Source organism: Dokdonia sp. Hel_I_63 (assembly GCF_007827285.1).
Lineage (GTDB): Bacteria > Bacteroidota > Bacteroidia > Flavobacteriales > Flavobacteriaceae > Dokdonia.
Map to the genome: position 1 here is coordinate 3,151,454 of NZ_VISD01000001.1, position 22,518 is coordinate 3,173,971.

General features: G+C 38.5%; 23 protein-coding genes. 14 read left to right on the plus strand and 9 right to left on the minus strand.

The window, feature by feature from the left end; translation table 11 throughout:
* Positions 1–30: 30 nt before the first annotated feature.
* From JM84_RS13840 to JM84_RS13850, 3 genes are all read right to left on the minus strand, one after another.
* Positions 31–672, minus strand: coding sequence for a 7-carboxy-7-deazaguanine synthase QueE (locus JM84_RS13840; RefSeq protein WP_013751413.1), 642 nt, complete (start codon positions 670–672; stop codon positions 31–33).
* Between the two features lie 90 nt (positions 673–762).
* Entirely contained in the window at positions 763–1,920 is a 1,158-nt protein-coding gene (locus tag JM84_RS13845) for an MFS transporter (protein WP_013751412.1), read from the minus strand.
* Positions 1,921–2,043: 123 nt separating this feature from the next.
* Complete coding sequence (locus tag JM84_RS13850) at positions 2,044–2,667, minus strand: outer membrane beta-barrel protein (protein ID WP_013751411.1); 624 nt, start codon at positions 2,665–2,667, stop codon at positions 2,044–2,046.
* Between the two features lie 185 nt (positions 2,668–2,852).
* Here JM84_RS13850 and kynU point away from each other — a divergent pair, with 185 nt between their 5' ends.
* The 9 genes from kynU to JM84_RS13895 all read left to right on the plus strand — a co-directional run bounded on the left by kynU (position 2,853) and on the right by JM84_RS13895 (position 11,328).
* Positions 2,853–4,115: a kynureninase gene (gene kynU / locus JM84_RS13855; RefSeq protein ID WP_144784851.1), complete on the plus strand. Its 1,263-nt coding sequence runs from the start codon at positions 2,853–2,855 to the stop codon at positions 4,113–4,115.
* The gene (locus tag JM84_RS13860) at positions 4,115–4,732 is read left to right on the plus strand and encodes an FMN-binding negative transcriptional regulator (protein ID WP_144784853.1); all 618 of its coding nucleotides are present in this window, start codon (positions 4,115–4,117) and stop codon (positions 4,730–4,732) included. Before kynU ends, JM84_RS13860 begins: the two co-directional genes overlap by 1 nt.
* A 50-nt stretch (positions 4,733–4,782) precedes the next feature.
* Positions 4,783–6,183 (plus strand): FAD-dependent oxidoreductase, encoded by a 1,401-nt coding sequence (locus JM84_RS13865; RefSeq protein ID WP_013751408.1) that lies wholly within the window; start codon positions 4,783–4,785, stop codon positions 6,181–6,183.
* 15 nt (positions 6,184–6,198) lie between these two features.
* Entirely contained in the window at positions 6,199–6,645 is a 447-nt protein-coding gene (locus tag JM84_RS13870; protein WP_013751407.1) for a RidA family protein, read from the plus strand.
* The gene (locus JM84_RS13875; RefSeq protein WP_144784855.1) at positions 6,646–8,088 is read left to right on the plus strand and encodes an aldehyde dehydrogenase; all 1,443 of its coding nucleotides are present in this window, start codon (positions 6,646–6,648) and stop codon (positions 8,086–8,088) included.
* Between the two features lie 57 nt (positions 8,089–8,145).
* Positions 8,146–8,925 (plus strand): SDR family oxidoreductase, encoded by a 780-nt coding sequence (locus tag JM84_RS13880; RefSeq protein WP_013751405.1) that lies wholly within the window; start codon positions 8,146–8,148, stop codon positions 8,923–8,925.
* On the plus strand, positions 8,926–9,387 hold the full coding sequence (locus tag JM84_RS13885) for a DUF1648 domain-containing protein (RefSeq protein ID WP_013751404.1): 462 nt from the start codon (positions 8,926–8,928) through the stop codon (positions 9,385–9,387).
* 79 nt (positions 9,388–9,466) lie between these two features.
* A complete protein-coding gene (locus JM84_RS13890) occupies positions 9,467–10,555 on the plus strand; it encodes an amidohydrolase family protein (protein WP_144784857.1) in 1,089 nt (362 codons plus the stop codon).
* Positions 10,556–10,686: 131 nt separating this feature from the next.
* Entirely contained in the window at positions 10,687–11,328 is a 642-nt protein-coding gene (locus tag JM84_RS13895; RefSeq protein ID WP_013751402.1) for an O-methyltransferase, read from the plus strand.
* A gap of 62 nt (positions 11,329–11,390) precedes the next feature.
* On the opposite strand, the gene JM84_RS13900 is transcribed toward JM84_RS13895, so the two are convergent.
* A complete protein-coding gene (locus JM84_RS13900; protein ID WP_013751401.1) occupies positions 11,391–11,672 on the minus strand; it encodes a twin-arginine translocase TatA/TatE family subunit in 282 nt (93 codons plus the stop codon).
* Positions 11,673–12,031: 359 nt separating this feature from the next.
* Between JM84_RS13900 and JM84_RS13905 the strand changes: the two genes are divergently transcribed.
* Both JM84_RS13905 and rpe read left to right on the plus strand, forming a co-directional pair.
* On the plus strand, positions 12,032–12,895 hold the full coding sequence (locus JM84_RS13905) for an RNA polymerase sigma factor RpoD/SigA (protein ID WP_013751400.1): 864 nt from the start codon (positions 12,032–12,034) through the stop codon (positions 12,893–12,895).
* 286 nt (positions 12,896–13,181) lie between these two features.
* Positions 13,182–13,844: a ribulose-phosphate 3-epimerase gene (gene rpe, locus JM84_RS13910; protein WP_013751399.1), complete on the plus strand. Its 663-nt coding sequence runs from the start codon at positions 13,182–13,184 to the stop codon at positions 13,842–13,844.
* Here the strand turns inward: rpe and JM84_RS13915 are convergent.
* The 3 genes from JM84_RS13915 to JM84_RS13925 all read right to left on the minus strand — a co-directional run bounded on the left by JM84_RS13915 (position 13,841) and on the right by JM84_RS13925 (position 17,700).
* Entirely contained in the window at positions 13,841–16,159 is a 2,319-nt protein-coding gene (locus JM84_RS13915; protein WP_144784859.1) for a transglycosylase domain-containing protein, read from the minus strand. The genes rpe and JM84_RS13915 overlap by 4 nt on opposite strands.
* A 113-nt stretch (positions 16,160–16,272) precedes the next feature.
* On the minus strand, positions 16,273–16,974 hold the full coding sequence (locus tag JM84_RS13920; RefSeq protein WP_013751397.1) for a Bax inhibitor-1 family protein: 702 nt from the start codon (positions 16,972–16,974) through the stop codon (positions 16,273–16,275).
* 192 nt (positions 16,975–17,166) lie between these two features.
* On the minus strand, positions 17,167–17,700 hold the full coding sequence (locus JM84_RS13925) for a hypothetical protein (protein ID WP_013751396.1): 534 nt from the start codon (positions 17,698–17,700) through the stop codon (positions 17,167–17,169).
* Between the two features lie 173 nt (positions 17,701–17,873).
* Here JM84_RS13925 and JM84_RS13930 point away from each other — a divergent pair, with 173 nt between their 5' ends.
* The 3 genes from JM84_RS13930 to JM84_RS13940 all read left to right on the plus strand — a co-directional run bounded on the left by JM84_RS13930 (position 17,874) and on the right by JM84_RS13940 (position 20,587).
* Positions 17,874–18,578, plus strand: coding sequence for a DUF4331 family protein (locus tag JM84_RS13930; RefSeq protein WP_013751395.1), 705 nt, complete (start codon positions 17,874–17,876; stop codon positions 18,576–18,578).
* Between the two features lie 19 nt (positions 18,579–18,597).
* Positions 18,598–19,221, plus strand: a complete 624-nt coding sequence (locus JM84_RS13935) for a hypothetical protein (protein ID WP_013751394.1) — start codon at positions 18,598–18,600, stop codon at positions 19,219–19,221.
* A gap of 76 nt (positions 19,222–19,297) precedes the next feature.
* On the plus strand, positions 19,298–20,587 hold the full coding sequence (locus JM84_RS13940) for a tetratricopeptide repeat protein (protein WP_144784861.1): 1,290 nt from the start codon (positions 19,298–19,300) through the stop codon (positions 20,585–20,587).
* Positions 20,588–21,064: 477 nt separating this feature from the next.
* Here JM84_RS13940 and JM84_RS13945 read toward each other — a convergent pair whose 3' ends face one another.
* Together JM84_RS13945 and JM84_RS13950 are read right to left on the minus strand one after the other, a co-directional pair.
* Complete coding sequence (locus tag JM84_RS13945; protein WP_013751392.1) at positions 21,065–21,862, minus strand: anti-sigma factor domain-containing protein; 798 nt, start codon at positions 21,860–21,862, stop codon at positions 21,065–21,067.
* Positions 21,859–22,398 carry an RNA polymerase sigma factor gene (locus tag JM84_RS13950; protein WP_013751391.1) on the minus strand — a complete coding sequence of 180 codons (540 nt, stop codon included), beginning with the start codon at positions 22,396–22,398 and terminating at the stop codon, positions 21,859–21,861. The genes JM84_RS13945 and JM84_RS13950 overlap by 4 nt, the downstream gene beginning before the upstream one ends.
* Between the last annotated feature and the right edge of the window lie 120 nt (positions 22,399–22,518).

Sequence of the window (22,518 nt, forward strand, 5' to 3'; positions counted from 1 at the left end):
TCTTACTATATACTCTATAAAATATTCAGTCTATGGAATATTCAAATACTTATGTGTCTGTAAGCTCACTTTCCACTTTGGGTTTTTCATCACATAATCTACAATGAGCGGCACCATCTTATCACGCACAGACCATTCTGGTTGTAAGTATAAAATACAATCTTCGCCCACTTGTGCTGCGTGCTTCTCTGCAAAGTCAAAGTCTGACTTATTAAAAATAATCACCTTCAGTTCGTTTGCTTTTTCTAAAACAGAAGCTTTAGGTAACATACGTTTTTTAGGAGAAAGACAGATCCAGTCCCACTCACCAGAAAGCTCGTAAGCACCAGAAGTCTCAATATGAGTTGTAAGTCCTAGGGACTTTAATTTATGTGTAAGCGGGTTCATATCCCACATAAGCGGTTCCCCACCTGTCACTACAATTGTATCTGAGTACTTTGCAGCATTTTCGGCTATGGTATTTGCATTTGTAGGAGGATGTATCGCAGCATCCCAGCTTTCCTTCACATCACACCAGTGACACCCCACATCACAACCACCTACTCGTATAAAGTAAGCTGCTGTTCCTTTATGGAATCCTTCTCCTTGTATAGTATAAAATTCTTCCATAAGCGGAAGCATTTCCCCAAGGTCTATTTGTGCTTGTAAAGAGTCTAAGGCCTGTTTTGTCATAGCGTGCAAAGATATAGAATACAACTAGATTTAAAACCATCCATCACGACAGTCTCATTACTGTTAACATATGTTGTGATTAGAATGTGATTAATTACGCTTTCGCGAAAGCGCAACCCCGATAATTATCGCTATAAATGCTCCAGCACCTAGCACTGTAAAGCTCAGTTTAAGGCTTGAAAAATCTGCTAAAAATCCCACCAGTGGCGGACTCGCAAGAAACCCTACAAAACCAGCTCCCGCAACAAATGAAATGCCATCTGCACTGTTCACTCCCTTTGCCTTACCAGCCAGTCTAAGCAACTCAGGAATAATTACAGAAAAACCTAAACCTATAATCGCAAATCCTAAAAGAGTGACAAATGTAATAGCCGAGAGTACCGCTAGGTAGCCTACAACCGCAAAAAGTGCACCGCCTATAATAATTTTAATGGAGCCAAAACGTTTGCTCACTCCATCACCAAAGAATCTTCCCAACGCCATAAACAATGAGAACAGTAAAAACCCCATTCCTGCAGTTTTTTCGGTTGTTACTTGCACAATATCTTCTAGATATAGTTTACTCCACTGCTCAATGGCTCCTTCGCTGCCCATAATTATAAGAGCTATAATGGTAAGACCTAGCAGCGGTTTGAGTAAATTGAAATTAAGTGTCCCGTGACTGTCATCTATAGGGGTTCTATGAGCTATATAACTTTTGCAAAGCCACAAATTTGTGACAATGACCAGAATTGCAGCTCCCATACTGTGATAAACAGGCACCTTAACAAGGTCTATTATAAAATAACCTATCACTGCGGCAATTGCTCCTCCTATAGAAAAGAAACCGTGTGACGAACTCATAATATGCACCTCGTCTTCGGTTTCTATATCTGAGACTAGGGCATTCATTGCTATATCTGTAAAGCAAGAAAACAGTCCCACACAAAATAAAGAAACACATAATACAATATACGACGGAGCAATTAAGGGCATTAAAAATAGTAGTGAGAATATAATCACACCTACCACCGTAGCCTTACCTACTCCCATACTTTTTATAATGCGAGAAGCCATCGTAAGTGACACAAGACTTCCTAATCCCATACAAAATAAAGCTACCCCCAAATCTCCATCATCTATCCCTAGCTTTTCTTTTACTCTCGGGATGTAAAGCACCCAAGTACCTATCATAATATTGAGTGAAGCAAAAACCCAAGCGGGTGCAAAGTATCTTTTTCTAGATAGTATGAGAAACAGAGAGTTCATCTCTCAAAAGTAAATCATCTTATAACTCAAACCACAATAGCGCAAGAATTTGTACGCAAACGTTTTATAATAAAAAGGTCTCCCATATTGAGAGACCTTTTTATTATAGTAGGTCAGTAATATTTACTCTTGAACTGTTACATTTTTCCATTTTCCACCACCAAAATAAAATCCTAAAGAGATACCAAAATATCCATTTTTAACAGTACCAAACTCATTATTATTAAGGTCACGTAATTGACCTTCTGGCGCAAAATTATACTCTGCAGCAAGTCTAAACTTAAAGTAGTCAAAACCTACTCGCAACATCCCACCTAGACCATTATCGGTTTCAATATTATTTGCATCGTCATATTCATCAAAATCTGCGATTACGTTTGCACTAGAAACATATCCTATTCCAGCACCACCAAATACTGCAAAAGGTGACCCATCTTTATGGTAAAAATAATAATCTATTGTACCTAAATAAGAACCATACACTGTGACAATATCTGTTTCAAAAGCATCGATGCCATTAGAAGGATTTGTTAACTCGGCAAGTGCCGCACCACCTATTCTAAAACCTACATTTATCTTTTCATCTATTGACCATTTAGGCTCTAGATTAAACATCACACCATCTCCATATTCATTACCCGCAGCATAACCTAGGCGTATATCAAATCTAAATTTTTCTTTTTCTTGTGCAGTAACCTGTGTGTAGCAACCTGCAATTAGTAAAAGTAGTACAACTAGTTTTTTCATAAAGTTTATTATTAAATGGTCCACAAATATAAATAACCTCGGCTCTCAACGTAAGAAAAACTCAGTTACAGATTACAATTTAAATGTGCTGAACATTTACGCTGCTTCATAAGCCCGTAAAGGCATTTTCTCCCTTAAAATCATTATTTTTAGACAAGCAACAGTTCTTCAAGAAAACAGCATATATGGTGTATGAAAATAATCTCGCTTTCGCGAAAACGCAAGACGAAAAAGATCCCCTTAAAGAGTACCGTAATCACTTCTACATACCCGTAGATAAGGAGGATAACGAACTTATTTACCTCTGCGGAAACAGTCTAGGCTGCCAGCCAAAATCTGTCGCACAATACATCGAGCAAGAACTCAATGACTGGGCAAATCTGGGTGTCGAAGGGCATTTTAAAGAAGAAACTCCGTGGATGTCTTATCACGAGGAACTCGCAAAACCTATGGCACACATCGTAGGTGCAAAACCGAGCGAGGTAGTGATAATGAACACCCTCACGACAAACCTTCACTTGATGATGGTTTCGTTTTATAATCCTACACCGTCATATCATAAAATAATTATAGAAAGCGATGCTTTCCCGTCAGATAAGTATGCGGTTGAAAGTCAGATACGCCAGCGTGGGTATGATCCAGAGACGAGCCTTATACTATGGCAACCTCGAGAAGGAGAAGAATTATGCCGTTATGAAGACCTAGAAGTACTTGTAAAAGAACACGGCGACAGCGTTGCGCTATTACTCATAGGTAACACAAACTATTATTCTGGACAGTGCTACCCTATTAAAAAAATAACTGACTTAGGTCACAACAACGGCAGCAAAGTAGGCTTTGACCTTGCACACGGAGTGGGTAATATTATGCCAGACTTACACGAGAGCGGGGCAGATTTTGCCGTGTGGTGTACTTATAAATACCTCAACAGCGGCCCAGGAAGTCTAGGGGGATGCTTTGTACACGAGCGACACCATACAGATAAAAACATACAGCGCTTTACGGGCTGGTGGGGACAAAACAAAGACACACGCTTTAATATGCGCAAAGGCTTTGACCCAATCCCAACTGCCGAAGGCTGGCAATTATCAAATCCTCCTATCCTCAGTATGGCAGCTGTAAAAGCGAGCTTAGATATTTTTGAGGAAGCTGGTATGAGCAACATACGTGCAAAATCTGAAAAACTTACCGGCTACCTAGAGTTCTTAGTAAACGAACTCGATAATGAGCACATCGCTATCATTACACCTAGCGATCCAGCGCAACGTGGGTGCCAACTAAGTATTCAAGTAAAAAATGCCGATAAGAGTTTACATAAAAAACTAACCGAAGCAGGAGTCATCTCAGACTGGCGTGAGCCAGATGTAATACGCGTCGCTCCAGCACCGCTTTACAATAGTTATCAAGACGTATTTGAAATGGTAGAACGACTCAAAAAGATACTATAATGTATATCCCTGAGATTTATAAAAATGAAAACCCAGCAGAGATACGCAGTTTCTTAAAAGAGAATGCCTTTGGAATACTTGTCACAAATCTTGACGGAAAATCTTGTGCGACACACATCCCTCTAGAATTATCAAAACGCCCAGACGGCACCGAAATCATACACGCACACATCTCAAAAATGAATGAGCAAGTTGCTCACCTCAAAAATGGCGCAGAGGCGCTCTGTATTTTTAATGGACCTCACAGTTATATTTCGGCTAGTTGGTACGACTTTGAAGAAGTATCCACTTGGAACTATACGGCCGTACAAGTGAGAGGTAATGTGCGTTTACTAGATAAGGAAGGCACTTATAAATCCATCAAAGCATTGATGGATAAGTATGAAGCACCACAAAAAAATCCAATAGATATGGATGCGCTTTCTGAAAAGACATTGCGACAAATAAACGGCGTGGTGGCATTTGATATTGAAATTACGAGCATTGAAGCTGTAAAAAAGATGTCACAAAACAGAAACGATAAAAATCACGATGCTGTAGTATCTAGCTTACGCGAAAATGGAACTCCAAACGACAAAGCCGTCGCAGACGAAATGGAGTGCTTGAGAAATAAATAAAAATTCAAACAGTACTAACGGAGAAATCACGCTAGTACTCACAATATAATATGGCAAAACAAGAACACATACTCATTATAGGCGCAGGCCTTTGCGGTTCGCTTCTAGCGTTACGTATGGCGCAGCGCGGTTATAAAATCACCTTGATGGAAAAGCGCCCAGACCTAAGAGCCGTACATCAAGATGCTGGTAGAAGTATAAATCTCGCTTTATCAGACAGAGGTTTAAAAGGAATACGCCTCGTAGGCCTTGAAGATCGAGTAAAAGATTTGTGTATCCCTATGAATGGAAGGATGTTGCACGACAAAGAAAGTAACACGCTTTTTAGTCCGTATTCTGGACGTACAGATGAATACATAAATTCTATCTCACGTACAGACCTCAACATTATGCTACTCAATGCGGCAGATGAGTATGATACCTTGCAGGTTCACTTTAACCAGGCGTGTACAAACGTAGATCTTAAAAATGCTACGGCAACCTTTACAGATTATCACACAAAAGAAGAGCAAACCATCACTGCAGATATTATTCTAGGTGCAGATGGTGCAGGATCTGCAGTGCGTAAGAGTATGTATATGAGTCGCGACTTTTTATTCAGCTTCTCGCAAGATTACTTAGGTCACGGCTATAAGGAACTCACCTTCCCTCCTGCCGAAAATGGCGGATACCGCACCGAAAAAAATGCCTTACACATCTGGCCACGTGGTCGTGATATGATTATTGCTTTGCCTAACCTAGATGGGAGTTTTACTGTAACGCTATTTATAGATTATGAAGATGCACCAGATAGTTTTGCATCGCTAGATAGCCCAGCTGCAATTACAGAATACTTTACAAGACAGTTTCCAGACGCTATCCCTATGATGCCAGAACTGTTAAAAGAATATGAAGAAAATCCTGTAGGGCCGCTAGGCACTATAAAATGCCACCCGTGGAGCGCCTTTGGAAAAACGTGTATTCTAGGAGATGCGGCACACGCCATTGTTCCATTTTATGGACAAGGGATGAATGCTAGTTTTGAAGATGTGGTAGTTTTTGACGAGACGCTAGATGCATTTGGAGATCAAGGATGGGAGAAGGTTTTCAAAGAATTTGAAAAAACTAGAAAACCAGATACAGATGCCATTGCAGACCTTGCCGTAGATAACTTTCACGAGATGAAAGAACACACGGCTCACCCTATGTTTCAAGAGAAGAGAAAACTCGAGACACAATTTGAGAAAGAATTCCCTACAGAGTATTACTCAAAATATAGTTTAGTAACTTTTAACGAGGCGATAGGGTACAAAGAGGCAATGACGCGCGGTAGAGCACAAAACAAAGCTATTTTAAACCTACTGGATGACGGATTGCTACCTGATTCTCTTTCGCTTAAAGCGAAATTAAAAAAAGTACAACAGGCTACACAAGACATCTTGCACGACGATGCCATAGCCGGAAACATATAACAAAATCATATACTTATGAGTGATAAAGATTTAGACCTACGTTTACAAGGCGATCCTTTTAATGAAAAGAAAGTGACACCTAGAGGAGCTTATCCTCATATTAAAAGAGCAGGAGACTTTCTATTTGTCTCGGGCACCAGCAGCCGCAAGGCAGATAATACTTTTGCTGGCGTGCACGTGATAGATGCAATGGGAACGATGCACCTAGATATCAAAGAGCAAACCAGAGCCGTACTAGAAAACATCAAGAAAACCCTCGCAACCGCAGATGCAACGATGGAAGATGTGGTAGATGTCACCTCATTCCTTGTAAATATGAATGATTTTGGCGGTTACAACGAAGCCTACGGAGAATTCTTTAACAAAGAAACCGGCCCTGCAAGAACCACCGTAGCCGTACACCAGTTACCACACCCGCATCTAGTAGTTGAGATTAAGGTGATGGCTTATAAGCCGGAATAGATGAACATCAAAAACTACATAAACGGCGACTATAAAAACCCAGCATCAAATGACTGGCTAGATAATTATGAGCCAGCTTCTGGGGAGATATATGGGCAGATTCCTAATAGTAGCGCGCAAGATATTGAGGAAGCTACCGCTTTCGCGAAAGCGGCATTCCCGCAGTGGTCCAGCACCACACTTGATGAGCGCAGTCGCATCTTGATGAACATTGCAAGTGGCATTGAAGCTAGACTTGAAGAACTTGCTCAAGCCGAAAGTCGGGATAATGGGAAACCGGTATCACTAGCAATGACTGTAGATATCCCGAGGGCGGCGAGTAACTTTCGGTTTTTTGCAAATGCGATCACTCAGTTTTCGGCAGAGAGTCACGAGAGTGTGGGAATGAACGCAATGAATTTTACCCTGCGTAAACCCATAGGTGTTGTGGGATGCATAAGTCCGTGGAATTTACCACTGTATCTCTTTACCTGGAAAATCGCTCCCGCAATAGCCGCTGGCAATTGCGTGATTGCAAAACCTAGTGAAGTCACTCCTATGACGGCTTACCTTCTTGGTGAGATTTGTACAGAGGCTGGACTTCCTCCTGGTGTTCTCAATATTGTACACGGACTGGGACACACAACGGGACAAGCTATTTTAGAACATAAAGATATTAAAGCGATAAGTTTTACGGGAGGTACAAAAACGGGAGCTCATCTTGCAAAAACGTGTGCACCTATGTTTAAAAAATTATCACTAGAACTAGGTGGTAAAAACCCGAACCTCATTTTTGCCGATTGTAATTATGAAGATATGCTTGCCACAACCGTGAGAAGCTCCTTTGCAAATCAAGGGCAAATCTGTCTCTGTGGGAGTCGCATTTTTGTAGAGCGATCTATCTATGACCGATTTAAAAGTGATTTCATTTCAAAAGTTAAGGAGTTAGTCGTAGGGCATCCACCACAAGAAAACAAAGATCTAGGAGCACTCGTTTCAAAATCGCATCTTGAGAAAGTAGAAGACTATATTCACAATGCACAAGCTTACGGCGGTACCGTACTTTGCGGAGGTAAGCGAGTTACCGTTCCAGGATATGAGAATGGCTATTATCTAGAACCTACGGTTATTGAGGTGGACAGTAATGACTGTAAACTCAATCAAGAAGAGATTTTTGGACCTGTGGTGACTATAATGCCTTTTGACACCGAGGAAGAAGCACTTACATTAGCAAACGGCACAAAATACGGACTCTCTGCAACAGTTTGGACTCAGCAACTTGACAGAACAATGCGTTTAAGCAATGCACTTGAAGCTGGCATTGTCTGGGTGAATACGTGGATGAATCGAGATTTGCGCACACCCTTTGGCGGAGTGAAAGCTAGCGGCGTAGGTCGTGAAGGCGGCTTTGAAGCGCTCCGGTTTTTTACCGAAGCAAAGAATGTTTGCATAAAATATAATTAAAAAATAATAAGAGCGGGAGCAACTAAGATTAGTTCACTACGCTCGCAATCACATACTATGAAACTAAACCTAACTAATAAAAATGCACTCGTCTGTGGCTCTACAGCAGGGATCGGACTAGCAACCGCAATGGGTCTAGCAGAAGAAGGTGCAAACGTAACCCTTGCTGCTCGTACAGAAGAGAAGCTCAAAAACGTTATCGCACAGTTACCTAATAACGGTTCACAAAAGCACAGCTACGTGGTTGCAGATTTTACAAATCCGCAGGCGGTGGCAGCTGCTGTTTCGGCAACGGGCAATGTGTATCACATATTAATCAATAACACTGGTGGCCCTCCAGGTGGACCTATTGTGGATGCAGATGTTACCGCTTTCGCGAAAGCGTTTACACAACACCTACAAACCAATCACCTATTAACACAAACCGTACTCCCAGGGATGAAAGCCGAAGGATATGGACGTATCATTAACGTGATTTCTACTTCTGTAAAACAACCACTAGATGGTCTAGGCGTGAGTAACACGATACGCGGTGCCGTGGCAAACTGGAGTAAAACAATGGCAAATGAGCTAGGGCAATACGGCATCACCGTAAACAACGTACTTCCTGGCGCAACCGCTACTGGCAGACTCTCTGAGATCATAGAAAATAAAGCAAAAAAGACTGGAAAATCTATAGAAGAAGTTTCACAGACAATGGCAAATGCATCACCAGCAAAACGTTTTGCCAAACCTGAGGAGGTAGCAAATGCAATTGTTTTTCTCGCTAGTGAAGCAGCTTCTTTTATTAATGGAATTAATGTACCTGTAGATGGAGGACGCACAAAAAGCTTGTAGATGGATATTAAAAAGATTTTCTGGATACTAAGTTGGCTCGTGGCGGGAGTTACCTTTGCGATGATTTTGATACATTATGGAGACATTCCAGACGAGGTACCTATGCACTTTGATGCGACTGGGGTGGTAGATAGATATGGTTCAAAAAATGAACTTTTTATCTTACCCGTACTTAGCGTCTTACTTATCTTACTATTCCAGTTTATGACAGGCAAGTCTATAAAGATTAACAAGCATAAACAAGGGGTTAAAAATGAGGCACAGGTTACCGTTACAAAAACCTTTATGTCACAAATGGCGCTGTATTGCACACTACTTTTTGGGTGGCTGGTATATCAATCTATGGCAGTTGCCGTGGGTAAACAGACTGGATTAAGCAGTTATTTTTTGGTTGCAACCTTTGGCGGTTTTATTATACTACTCGCCTTTTATTATATACAACTCAAGAAGGTAAAAGAGTAAGGCGGTACTCATATAATAATTGTATTTTTAAAAACACAACAGCGATTGCGTAGTACGCTTTCGCGAAAGCATACTCAATATGTCACATAAAAAACTTCGCATAAACGGCCATTCTCACCTACTTCCCTATCCAGAGGAGATTCCTCAGTTTATGAAAGACAAGGGTATATTTTGGGTAGACAAAGACCGAAAGTTTATGCTCCAGAAAGACTGGAGTAGACCAGTGACAGACTCAAGTTTTTTCTTGCACGAAAAACTGGAGTGGATGGAGCGCAACAAGGTAGACCACGCTGTGGTACTTAACCTCTCGCAGCTTTATGGAAATGGACTACGTCTAGAAGAAATGAAGCAAGCACTAAAGTTTCAAAATGACTTTAATGCGAGAGTACAACAAGAACATCCAGATAAATTTACAACTGGTTTTGTAGTACATCCTGGGTTTGTGCGTGGCGCTTTATGGGAGATAGAGCGCTGTGTAGAGGTGTTAGGTATGGATTTACTATGCTTGCCTACGCACTATATGGACACTATTGGGACGTGGCGATGTATTTTTGACGAAGAAAATGAACCTATTTTTGAGCTTGCAAGCAAGTATAATCTAGCAGTGGAGATTCACCCGTATGATGGTGAGAAGTTTATAAAACTGCAGAATACAAACTGGCGTTTTCACCTTATATGGATGCTTGCACAATGTGCAGATGCCTACCACTTCCTTACGCTTAATGGATATGCAGATAAATATCCAGGTATGCGTGTTTGTTTTGCTCACGGAGGACAACTAGCGCAAATTAACCTAGGTAGACGCATACAAGGTTTTGACGGAAGGCCAGATCTTTTTGAAGGAAAAACACATCCACGTAAATCTGTAGGACATCCTAATATCTTTTTTGACACACTAGTACACGATACAAACTCCCTTAAGATGATTATAGAAAATCAAGGAAGCAAGCAGGTGGTTATGGGACTTGATGATCCGTACCCGCTAGGTGAGATGGAAAGTGACAACCAAAGTAGTTATCCTGGTAAAATACTTGACCTTGCTCTCGAACGTAAGATCGTCAACTCTGCAGAATATGATGCTATCTGGGATGATAATGTTGTGAGATGGCTTTATGGTGATGACGAGAAACGCAAGGAAGCCTTTAGAAAACGAATTTTAAAAGAATAAAGGAGCAGCGTTTTGTACGCTATGTTTATAATCCATTACAGAGTGAGTACGACCGTGATCGATAAGATTATTACATTTACAGCCGTTATCACATACTCACTACACACCTCTATTACAGAAGTAAATATTCTATGCACTTTTTACCAGAAAATCTAGACGACTACGTCGTAGCACACTCGGCTCAAGAGCCAGCACATCTCAAAGCACTATCAAAGGAAACGTATCAAAAAATACTACAACCACGTATGCTTTCTGGAGCTTACCAAGGTCGTGTGCTTAGCATGATTTCAAAATTAGTAAACCCTAAGAGCATCTTAGAGATAGGGACTTTTGCAGGTTATAGTGCGCTATGTCTGGCAGAAGGTCTTCAAGATAACGGAACACTTCACACCATTGATATTAAGGAAGAGATGCAAGATTTCCAGCGTAAGCATTTTGACGCTTCGCCTTACGGATCACAGATTATACAGCATCTAGGTCAAGCACTAGATATCATACCAACCATTGACACTACTTTTGACCTAGTGTTTATAGATGCAGATAAGCGCAACTACATTAATTATTTTCACACAATAATAGATAAGATGAATCCTGGCGGAATTATCCTTTCTGATAATGTACTATGGAGTGGTAAAGTAGTTGAAACACTTAAGAAAAAAGATGTGGATACAAAGGTGTTATTAGATTATAACATACTTCTCAATGAAGACCCTCGAGTAGAAACGGTATTACTACCTATAAGAGATGGTCTTACGGTAAGCCGTGTTTTATAAATTTTATTCTTAAGCTATTAAGGAATATACATTATGATCTCGATGCTGAGATTGGTCTAGTATTATAGAGATCTCTTGATAGGACCAGTAATATCATTAATATCTTCCTTAGCCTTATCAATCTCCTTTTTAATATCCTTAGTAAGGTCTAAGTCGATATCATTTCTTTCGGCAGTTTTTGTGATTTCTGACTTGATATCATTTGTAGCGTCTTTAAGTTGGCGCATGCCCTTCCCTAAACCGCGAGCGATTTCTGGAACTTTGTCTGCACCAAAAACCATAATCACTATAAAAATAATGAAGGCAATTTCGGCACCAGAAATAAATAGAGGTAAGCTTATCATAGATAACAAAGGTATTTAATAGCGCAGTAGTTTAAAAACTTTCAAATGGAATAATCACAAACTATATACGATTGTTTTAAGGGTATAAATTACGCTTTCGCGAAAGCGTAACTATTCACACGTAACGCTTAATAATAACACATTCTCAGAAATAATAGCTAGCACCTCATAAATCACGCTATGTAAGGATTATTAAAAAATCGCAAATGATTAATTAATAGATAATTATGCCAATTTAACAAGTTGCATAAGCTATAACTTAAAAATCATTTAAAAAAAACTTTAAGTTTTTTGTAACATTTTGCAACTTTGCTGCGTATAACAGTTATAATAGACAAACCCTAGTTCATTACAACCCTATGAGACAGCTTAAAATTACTAAGCAGGTCACCAATCGTGAGACCGCATCCTTAGACAAGTACTTACAAGAAATCGGTAAAGTTGACCTTATCACGGCAGATGAAGAGGTGGAACTAGCACAGCGTATAAAAGCTGGTGATCATCGTGCTCTAGAGAAACTTACTAAAGCAAATTTACGTTTTGTAGTTTCTGTGTCAAAACAATACCAAAACCAAGGACTTACCCTTCCAGATCTTATTAATGAAGGTAACCTAGGGCTTATAAAAGCTGCACAGCGCTTTGATGAAACTCGTGGTTTTAAATTTATATCATATGCAGTATGGTGGATACGCCAGTCTATCTTACAAGCACTAGCAGAGCAATCTCGTATTGTACGTTTACCTCTCAATAAGATTGGGTCTATTAATAAAATTAATAAAACCTTTGCTTTTCTAGAACAAGCAAACGAACGCCCACCTAGCCCTGAGGAAATTGCCAAAGAGCTAGACATGTCTATCAATGATGTAAAGGAATCTCTAAAGAACTCTGGACGTCACATAAGTATGGATGCGCCTCTAGTAGAAGGAGAAGACTCAAACTTGTATGATGTCTTAAACTCTGGTGAATCACCAAATCCTGATCGCGAACTATTACATGAATCACTTAAGACAGAAATAGAACGTGCTCTTGAAACACTTACTCCACGTGAGGCAGATGTGGTTAGACTTTATTTTGGCTTAGGAGATCAACAGCCTATGACGCTTGAGGAAATAGGAGAAACTTTTGATCTTACTCGTGAGCGAGTGAGACAGATTAAGGAAAAAGCGATCCGTAGATTAAAACATACATCACGTAGCAAGATTCTTAAGACTTATTTAGGATAAGCTTATCATTTTTACCGATAATGTGTTAAAACCAATAGCCAATGCTCTTGGTTTTTTTTACAGTGAAAAGATTTGGTATCTTTGTAATACAAAAATGTAATTAACGCCACTGGCGACTTAATAATGACAACAACAGTTTATCATAACTGTTCGTTTTTTGATTGATGAATGAATCCCCGGCTGATTACCGGGGATTTTTCATTTTATATATTCTGGGTCACAAAACTTAATACTCCATCTTCATACCTTAGAAGAGAATCATATCTTTACATAAAACATCTATTATATGTCAACTACGCTCATTGCCCCATCCATACTTGCTGCAGATTTTGCAAACCTTCAACGTGATATTGAGATGATAAATGCTAGTGAAGCAGACTGGTTTCATATTGATATTATGGATGGTGTTTTTGTACCTAACATTTCTTTTGGAATGCCCGTACTACGTGATATTGCAAAACATGCCAAAAAAACAATCGATGTACACTTGATGATTGTAGATCCAGATCGTTACGTACAAACGTTTGCAGATCTAGGAGCAAATATACTCACCGTGCACTACGAAGCATGTACTCACCTGCATAGAACACTACAAGTAATTAAAGCTGCTGGGATGAAAGCTGGTGTAGCTCTTAATCCACACACGCCTGTAAGCCATCTTGAAGATGTTATACAAGACATAGACTTAGTTTGTATGATGAGTGTAAATCCAGGATTTGGAGGACAACAGTTTATAGAAAACACTTATGATAAGGTTGCTGCTCTCAAAGCTCTAATTACAAAGAAAAATGCTCCTACGCTCATAGAAATTGATGGCGGTGTAAGTGATAAAAATGCTGCGCAGTTGGTTCAAGCTGGAGCAGATGTACTTGTAGCTGGAAGCTTTATTTTTAAATCATCCAATCCTACGGAAACGATCAAAGAACTTAAAAATATTGCAGCTCGCTAATTAACAATAGGATCAACTACTTGAACCTTTGCTGTATCTTGAATGAAAGGAAGCACCTCATCAATAATAAGCGTATCCTTTCTTCTAAGATTATATAAGTACGTCGTATCTGATTGTGCAAATGTTTTTGCTTCTGTCGCATCCATTTCTAAAAACGAAGGACATGGAAAATAGTCAAAATCGTATTCAAAATTTGTGAGCATGGGTGATTTCCAAGAGCTCAGTCCTTTAAATACAGATGCTACCATAGGCATTGCCGTATTTGCACCAGAGCCGTGATAGGTTTTTTCAAAGTGCACTCTCTTATCTCTTGTTCCTACCCACGCTCCTACTACAATTTCTGGTGAAGCAGCTATAAACCATCCATCACCATTATTTTGAGTAGTGCCGGTTTTACCTATGAGGTTATATCCTATTTCATAATTTTTCATTCCTGAGGCGCTTCCTTCAGTTATTACCTCTTCCATCATTTTCTGTAATTCCTTTACATGCTGTACACTGGCTACACGCTTTCCAGCAGTAGAAGTATGTTTGTATAATTCATTACCGTCCTCATCTTCTATGCTTTGTATAGCATAAGGCTGTATGCTAGTCCCACCATTTGCAATACTTGCATAAGCAGTAACCATTTCAAATAAAGTAAGCTCTGCAGTACCTAGTACGATACTTGGTACTTCTGGAAGAGTGGTAGTAATACCCATCTTCTTTGCCTGTTCTATCACTTTCTCTACACCTACATTAAGCTGTAATTGTACAGATACTGTATTTACAGAATTTGCAAGCGCTCCGTGCATACTATAACTTCCTCCATAACGACCACTAGCATTTCTAGGCTTCCAGTCTTCATATTGCTTATAAGTCATTAAGGTGTTATTGTAATAATTACATGGATCTTGTCCTCTCTCTAAAGCAGCTAGATACGTGATAGGTTTAAAAGTCGAACCCACTTGTTTTTTAGTCACCACGTTATCTGTCTGACTAAAACCATAATCTATCCCTCCCACATATCCTAAAATAGCACCAGATCTACTATTTATAGTAAACACTGCTGCGTGTAATCTATTAAGACTTGTAGCTATAGAATCTCGTAAAGACTGAAATCTTGGTTCGTATCCTTTTCCAATATTCCAGAAGTCACGCTCCTTAACTTTCATAGAAAACTCAGTGATAGAGCCTGCTGTAGCATTCTTTGCTTTCATTCTTTTTACAGCTGTTTGCTCCTGGACTATTTTATCTAAAAGAGCTTCCTTACCTCCTTCTGTAGTGGTAGCTGCCCAGTATTTATCCATTAATACTTGTAATCGTTCTACTTGTTTTTGTAGCGCCTTTTCTGAGCTTTTCTGTATCGAACTATTGAGCGTCGTAGTAATCTTTAATCCATCCGTGCGTAGATTATAAATATGACCATCTGGAGCTGGGTGCTGTTGCGCCCACGTATTAAACTCAGCTTCTACAAAGTTTTTATAATAGGTGGAAAATGAGGACTGCTTTTTACTTGCTTGATAATTGATTGCTAGAGGTACTTGAGCTTCTATTTTCTCCTCGTCGCTAAGGAAACCATACTTTACCATTTGATTTAAAACCGTATTGCGTCTGCGTTCTGCACGTTCTGGATGATTGCGCGGACTATAATAGCTAGGTGCTTTGAGTAATCCTACGAGCGTAGCACTCTCTGCAATGGTTAATTGCTCTGGAGGTTTATTAAAAAAACGTAAAGATGCTTTTTCTATCCCATATATATTTTCCCCAAAAGACACTGTATTAAAGTACAGCAACAATATTTCATCTTTACTATACACAGACTCTAGCCTTCTAGCAATAAAGAGTTCTCTAAACTTATTTATAGGAGTACTGAGAAAAAACTGCTTTTTTCGTCCAAATATGTTCTTTGCGACCTGCTGTGTTACCGTACTACCTCCGCCTGCATTCTGACCTAAAATAATAGATTTTATAAATACACGACCATAGCTTTTATAATCTATACCTCCATGCTCATAAAAACGAGCATCTTCGGTGGCAACTAGGGCATTTTTAAGCGCTTCTGGAAGTTGTACTAAATCTACATTTGACCTATTTTGCAAAAAGTAAAGACCGATAGACTCACCTCTAGCATCGTATAATGTAGAAGAAACTGGGTTTTTAAGCTTCTTGAGATAGTCGGCTGTTGGTATTTTTCCAAATACACCTATGTAAATACTCAATAAGAATATTGCAAACAATCCGACCATAGTGAGCACCGCATATCTTATCGCCTTAAAAGGCTTAGCCTTTATTCTCGCCCAAATTGCCTTAAACTTATCTTTATAATTATACAATTGCCGTTGGATTACTAGATGTAACTATGATTACTTGATGTAGCACACACAAAAAAATGCGCACCTCCTATAATCAAGGAAAGTACGCATTAAAATTTATTTATTGAGAGCCCTTAATCTCTTGACATAAAAATTCTCAAAATATACCAGAATAATAACATTAGTGAGGCAAATAAACCTAGAGCCGCAGCAACGTATTGCTCTTCATCATATTTATGCACCATATTTGAAGTCGTATATAATATAGACCCTGCTGCAAGTGCCACCATAGCAACACTAAACCATAAGCCGAGGTCAAATCCAAAAAGGAGGCCTGCTACCATAAGTCCTATTGCTAGAAAAAATCCTATAGCAAGTATAGATCGTAAAAATGAAAAGTCTTTTTTAGTAAGAATCACAACTGCAGATAATCCTGCAAATAATGCTATGGTCATCACGGCAGCCTTTTGTAAAATCTCTACTCCATCTATCATAGAGAATGCCATGAGAAGTAGAGGAATAAAAATAAAAGCCTCTGCAACTACATAAATCCCTAAAGCTAAATAGTGCTGGTTTTTATCTCTAGACTTGAGCGCTAGCCCTTCTGCATAGTTTGTAATAAACATAAATGCCCCAAGTAGTAATAACCAGCTCCAGCCACCTGTAAGTGAATATGCAAAGTTTACAATAACTGGTGATTGAAAAAACAAGTATTCGGTGATGATGAATAATAATACTGCAAGTGCTACATAGGTGTATGTCTTGCGATAAAATGCCACTCGGCGCTCATCAGATAATGCACTTACCGGTACTATTTGTGGTTGATATGATTCCATTGATGTTATTATTTTAGTTTTGAAAGTGATATATAAATGTAAACAAACTAGAAATACGCTGTTCCTAAAAATTAAATATTGTAAACATATTAGAGATGTATCTTATATAATTGACGAGATGTATTTATTTTTAGCTTTCGCGAAAGCGTAATTATATTATAAATAGTCCATTGTATCAAATTACCTCAACGGTTACTTCTTAGAAGACGCACCTTTAAAGTTTTGAGACGAATTCTTGAACAATACATTAAAGGTAGTAAGGCTACCATAAATACGAGTAATGTACTGCTGGAGATCAACTTTATCTTGATCATCAAGTGTTTTACTAGCATTAATCTTTTGCTCCATCACGCGCACACGGTCGCGCACCATCACAATTTTATGGAAAAAGCTTTCTATCAAAATATCCTTTGATGACAAGTTACTATCCTCTGGAGATAACGTCATTGTTCCTCCTCTCCACTTATCTGCTATAGGCACCACCTCAGAGATGTCGCTATATCTCTTAAGTAAATCTTCAAAAGTCTTTTCTACCTCGTACATACTCACACTATCCACTTCACCTTCTAGTGCTTCTATAACTTCAAAATTATCATCTAGTGTTATAGTCTCGAGTCCTCCGTCAATAAAAGTAACCCAGTACAGCTCTGAGGTGACATTTGTGATTACGCCTTTACCTAGCTTGTTATGGTCTATCCTACTTCCTATTCCTAATATGGTATTCATAATCTTATATATAGTTTCTTTTGTATTATTACTTATTTACATACGCTAATATATGTAATAACAACCTTGTGTTTCGGTTTTAGATATTTTTCTCTTAACAAGAATTTAACGTCTTAATAGAAACCTTGCGATTCTTTACTGCGTAAGTGTTCTCAAATAAACAATATACAACAATGAAAAAATTACCAAAAATTCTAATCGCAGGTGCTGTCTTACTTGGAGTAGGTGCACTTATCGCAGCCGATCACTTAGATGCTCCTGCAGTAGGCGGAACAACCGCAGACATTACTGATTACTTCGCATTTGAAAGTGCTGAAAATTCTAACAACACCGTATTTGTAGCAAACGTTCAAAGTTCGCTTGCTGGAGATGCTGAGTTTGACGAGAATGTTCTTGTTGAATTCAACATTGATAATGATGGTGATCTTGTAGAGGATAGAGTTATACAAGCAATTCCAAGAGATGGAAAAATGTATTTCTTTGGACCTTATGAAATTTCTTCAACTGGACTTAACAGTACTATTGACGAGAGTGCACTTATTGGATCTGTAGATATCTCTACTGGAGCTGATGAAAACACAATGACTACTACTAATGGAATTAAAATATTTGCTGGTTTAAGAGCAGATCCTTTTTTCTTTGATTTTACAACTTTTAATGCTGTTGTAGGAAACCCTGCAGGACCTTTTACAGGAACAACAGGACCAAACGGTGGTTTTCAAACTGCTGAAAATGCTTCTGACCCTTTTGAAGGTACAAATGTACTTTCTGTAGTAGTTGAAGTTCCAAACACTTTATTAGGTGGTACTTCTGCGCATCCAGCTGGAACAGGCGTTCAAATTTGGAATACTTGGGTTGAAGCAAAAACAAAACAATAATAGTTAAAAGACATATATCATGAAATTACAAAATATAAAATATCTATTTGCAGCAGTTCTTCTAGCAGGAGTTGTATCATGTAGCGACGACGACGATAACACACCTATCACAATTGATCCATTACCAACGCCTACAGAAGTTGACTTTTCTGGAACGTTTGCTCAACAAGATCAAATGGGACGTGCAGCAATTAACACTGTATTAGGAGGAGATAGCGCAGCTAAAAATAGCTTCAACACAACAATCCCTTCTGAAATGGTTGCAGGATTTCAACAAGCCTTTCTTAACAAAGCTGTAGCATTACACGATGCATTCGGAGTTGAATATGAAACAAACATTTTAGGTCTAGACGCTCCAACGCTTACAACGATATTAGCTCAAGATGTTTTACAGGTTGCACCAGATGTACCTACTACGTATTTTGATGGAACTAACGTTCTAACAGGTCGTACTCTTAGTGATGATGTTGTAGATGTATCTTTAATTTTACTCTTCGGAGGAAATAATGGAGATAAATACAACGGGCAAGACCTTGATAATGATGGAACACCTGATTTACCAATTTTAGTTACAGATAATGTAAGTGCAGGTACAGGTGCTATGGGAACTACAACATTTCCTTACCTAGTAGGACCACAATAAAAATTTAATTATTTTTAATTAGCTAAATGGGGGTCTGAATTTTTCAGACCCTTTTTGTTTAAAATCAATTGATCTTATGAAATATATAACCTTATTATTACTCACAACCGCCTTAATAATCTCTTGTTCAAATGAAGATGAAAAAATCCTCAATGAAGCAGATTATAAGAACTACCTAAAAACCAACAATTCTAAAGAGATTGCAAAAGCAGAAAAAGAATTAAGCTTCTGGAATGAACGAATAAAAAAAGATAGCATACAGCTCATTGAATTATCAAAAAGTGCTGGAATGCAGACAAAGATCTTTCAACTTAATGCATCTATAGAGCAACTCAAAAATGCAGAAAAAAACCTCACAAGATCTGCGCTAGTAACAAACATAGGCAAAGACGGAAAATTACTGGCATTAGCACAAAACTACATCACTCAGCATCGCTTTAAAGAAGCAAAGACACTCGTTGATAGTGCTCGCATAGTAGCTGGAGGAGAAATTAAAGCTATTAATCTAGTTGCCTTTGATGTAGCAATGGAACTAGGTGATTATGAAAATGCAGAAAAGATCTTAACAAAAGAAACAGACTTCTCAGACTACAACTACTTGATTCGACTTGGAAAACTGGAAGATTACAAAGGTAATCTTGACAAAACAATCCAGCACATGGAAGCTGCAAAAGCTATTGCAGAAAGTAGTAAGCAAAAGGGATTACAAGTGTGGGTCTACACAAATCTCGCAGACTATTATGGACATGCTGGAAGAATTAATGATGCTTACAACCACTATCTCAAGGCACTAGCAATCGATCCTAGCAATTCTTACGCAAAAAAAGGAATTGCCTGGATTGCATATTCTTATGAAAACAATCCTACTGAAGCTTTACGCATAATTGAAGCTATAGAAAAAGATAGTAAAAGCCCAGATTACGAACTTCTCAAGTCAGAGATTTATGAAAGTACTGGCGATGAAGATAGCGCAAAAGAAGCGTTAAACAATTTTTTATCCCGAGTTTCAAATCCAAGTTATGGAGATATGTATGGAGCATATCTTGTCGAAATATATGCAGGCAACCCTGAGACATCACAGCAGGCCATTACGATAGCTCAGAAGGAAGTAAACAATAGACCTACTCCGATGTCTTACGATCTTCTAGCACATGCTTACTATGGAAATGGAGATTATAAAAAAGCCTTAAGCATAACTCAAGAACATGTAATTGGTAAAACTCATGAGCCTATGGCGCAGTTTCACACAGCACAAATTTATAAAGCTCTTGATATGAAAAACGAACTAGCTCCTATCAAAGAAGAGCTACTAGAAACAAGCTTTGAACTAGGCCCTGTTACCTATAAAGAAATACAAAACTTATAATTTTCCTAATCTATGAAACCGCTTCACAATGTTTTACGTAGATATAGTAAGGTTATTAGAAAACTATTAATGGTTGGATAGTTTTTGATTTTGTTTGTATGAGCGTCTTACTCTTTTGAGTAAGACGCTTTTTTATGACCTATAATTCGAGTTAGCTTTATAACCTTTTCTTAAGTACAGTTTATATAGATTATATAAATAACTAACAGACGCAAGTATTCATCATCCTGCCTGCTTACATCAAACGCTTGTAGTGTCTTTTAGATGACAATTGAGTAAGCATAACAACTAGACAATTCATATAATCTAAAGAGAACATGAACAGATTATATGAGTAGTTATTTGACTAGCGAGCTTATTGATTAGTAAACGAATTGATAGCGCATAAAAAACTCCTTACTATAGAACTAGCAAGGAGTTTTTAGATTGATACTATACTTATATATGTTACATGGAATTAGAAAGCTCTCATACATCTTAAGATGATGCAACCACTCCTAATGTATATAGTTGCTCAAGTGTAGGAGAAGCACTTCCTCCTTCTGGCTCTAAGGTAATACCAAAGGCTTCAGACTCATTAGGATTACTTAGCTCAAAGATTTGATTTCCGCTAGCATCATATTGATCAAGAACTCCTATGCTCGTAGGCGTAAGAGGTTCTAAGGTAAGAGACCACACTTGATAAACCTTCCCTTCAGGAGGTTCTGGTAATCCTTTTACATCTATATACGCTTTACCACTTTTCTTATCCCAATACACAGATGCGTAAGCTTCTGGTGCAATAGCTTGAGCTCCTAGCGGCACTGCTATTAAATCTTGTTTACGTATTACATTAAGTAATCCTCTGGTTTGATCGAGGTTCGTTTCTGCAACTTGTGTTTTACCTTCTTGAAGCAACAATTCTCTCTCCGTATCAACGATACGCTCTTCAAGCTTGTTATTTTCAGTATATAAGTAACCTATACCCACAAGCAATAATACTGCAGCGGCCCATCCCATGAATGCAACGATAGGAGTTTGCTTTCGCGAAAGCGGGATTACTTTAGTTTCATTATCGTTTAAATACTTTCTTAGAACACTTACATGCTTAGGCTCACCAGGAGCGGCTGCCTTAGCTAGATGCATTAAATGGTTTTCGATCTCTATTACCTCTTCTAGCAATGCTGTATCTTGAGATACATCACGAGCAATCTCCATCATTTCCTCCTCAGGAAGTGTTCCATATACGAAGAGCTCGAGAACCCCTGAATCTATATATGTTTGTGAGTTTTTCATACTACGCCTACTATATCTCTTAGTTTTTTAATACAAATTCTATTTCGTGTTTTTACGGTACCCAGAGGAATGTCTAGCTCTTCGGCTGTTTCCTTTTGTGTGTATCCTTGAAAAAACAAAAAGTGAATTATCTTTTTACAAAGCGGTTCTAGAACCTCTACATACTTCTTGATACCAATGGCATCTACCGAAGTATTAAAGCTTCCTTTCGCCTCGAGAATATCTACGAAATATTCGGCAGTATGGTTTTTCTTTTGGTTTTTAAAATCTTTTGAACGTATCTTATCAATAGCCCCATTGCGCGCTATATTAAGCATCCACGTAAAAAATCTTCCTTTAGCAGGGTTGTACTTATCTGAATTATTCCAAATTTTCACAAATGTATCTTGCAATAATTCTTCTGCCACTTCTTGGTTATGTACTACACTATTTATAACCCCAAATAAGCTCTCGCTATAGAGTTCATAAATTTTCTCAAAAGATGCAGGATCTTTCTGGAGAAACTTGTTGATTAATGCGTCTGGTTGTGTCATCATAGATTAGACTACCAATTTAATATTATGATTTACCATATGCAACTATTTTGCTGTTAAAGCCAGTAAATATTTACTTGTACGACTAAACAAGCAAGACTTACTCACTCCGACAAAGTAATA